The organism is Methylobacterium ajmalii (assembly GCF_016613415.1).
Classification (GTDB): domain Bacteria; phylum Pseudomonadota; class Alphaproteobacteria; order Rhizobiales; family Beijerinckiaceae; genus Methylobacterium; species Methylobacterium ajmalii.
Window position 1 is genome coordinate 1 of the sequence record NZ_JACWCT010000169.1, and the last position, 1484, is coordinate 1484.

Genomic DNA, 1484 nt, shown 5'->3' on the forward strand with positions numbered 1-1484 from the left:
GCCCGTTCCCCGTCACCCTATCCTGACCCGCGGCCCGCGCGGGCTTCGCCTCTCCCGATCTATCCCGAAAAGGTGCCGCTGCCGGCGCCCTCTCAGTGCTGGGAACTCGTATGGCTGCTGGCATCCGTTCCTCAAACCTGCCCCTCGGCACTCTGATCGAGGTGGTTGGACATGCCGATGCGGGCGGCGGGCAGCGCACTCTGGTTCGGACCCCGCTTGACGCACTGGCCGACGCATTGCGCGGCATTGTCGTCAGCGACCCGAGTGGTGTCGCGAGCTTGTCGACGGTCGTCACGCGCTTGTCGGCCGCCCTCGACGATCTTTACAAAGTAGTGTCGCCAATCGACGTAAAGGTCGGCACGCTTTCCACGGATGCGAAAAACCTCTACGATGCAGTTGACAAGCTGCAAGCTCAAGCTCAGGCGGATAGCCACAACATTTACCCGGCCATCGCGACCCTACAAGAGCAGGTCGAGGGCGCCGCAGGCCTAATTCAGGCCGTCACCGACATTGTCGCGGACACGGCCGATCAGCGAGACAAGGTGACCGCGCTGCTCACCGCTTTTGCTGCGGTCACAGCCGGCGCCGCCCCGGGAGAGACCCCGGCGCTCTACCGGCTGATCCTGGACCTGACCGCCCATCGCTATGACTACGTCCGCGGCACGGGCCGGCCGGGCGATGCCCCGGACCGATACACGCTGGCCGTTGGGTTCCCGGCTCTCGGCGGCGCGGGCGCGGCCTTTCCTCCTCTGCCCGATAGGCTGCTCGCTTTCGGCGATGCCGGCAGCGTCGTCCGCCTGCGCGGCTCGGGCATCATCGCGACCCGGCAGGCCTTTCCCGTCGAGCCCGGGCGGGCCTACGCGGCACGCTTCGCCTACCAGCGCCGAGCCAATCCCAGCGACCCGTCGAACGATAGCGTCCGCTGCCTCCTGGTGTGGCTCGACCAGACGGGCAACCCGCTCTCTACTCCGACCGTCGTGAACGACGATCAGGCCCTCATCACCGCCAGTGGTCGGCAGGAGGTCGGTGTCAGCTTCGCGCGCTCTGCCGGTGCCGGGCTGCTGGTGGCGCCAGCGGCAGCTTGCTACGTCCGCCTTGCGATCCAATGCTTCGGCCCGGACGGGCTGACCGACATCGAGGTCATCGACCGGATCGACACCACGGAGGCGACGCTGCTGGACCCGGTCTCGGCCAGCGTGGCCAGTCGGGTCGGCGCGCTGGAGAGCCAGAACCCCGGCCCGCGCCTGACGGCGATCGAGGCACAACTCGGCACGCCGAACAGCATCGCCTTCCCGACGAAGAGCGATGCGCAATCCGGCACGATCCCCGGAACGGTCACCACCGTCGTGCTGCTCGGCCGCGTCTTGGCGGGGGATGGATATGAGGGGCGCTTCAAGCGGGTCTCCGGCTCGGCGCCCGCGGGCTCGGACAGCTTCACAAACGCGGGCCAGACCTGGGTGCGGATCGCGCCGGCCGGCGAGATC

1 protein-coding gene is annotated in these 1484 nt (G+C 68.3%); it reads left to right on the forward strand.

Features of this window, described 5'->3' with window-relative positions:
• Positions 1-110: 110 nt before the first annotated feature.
• Positions 111-1484: hypothetical protein (locus HPY23_RS29920; protein WP_200649717.1), on the forward strand; the 1374-nt coding region annotated here is incomplete at its 3' end.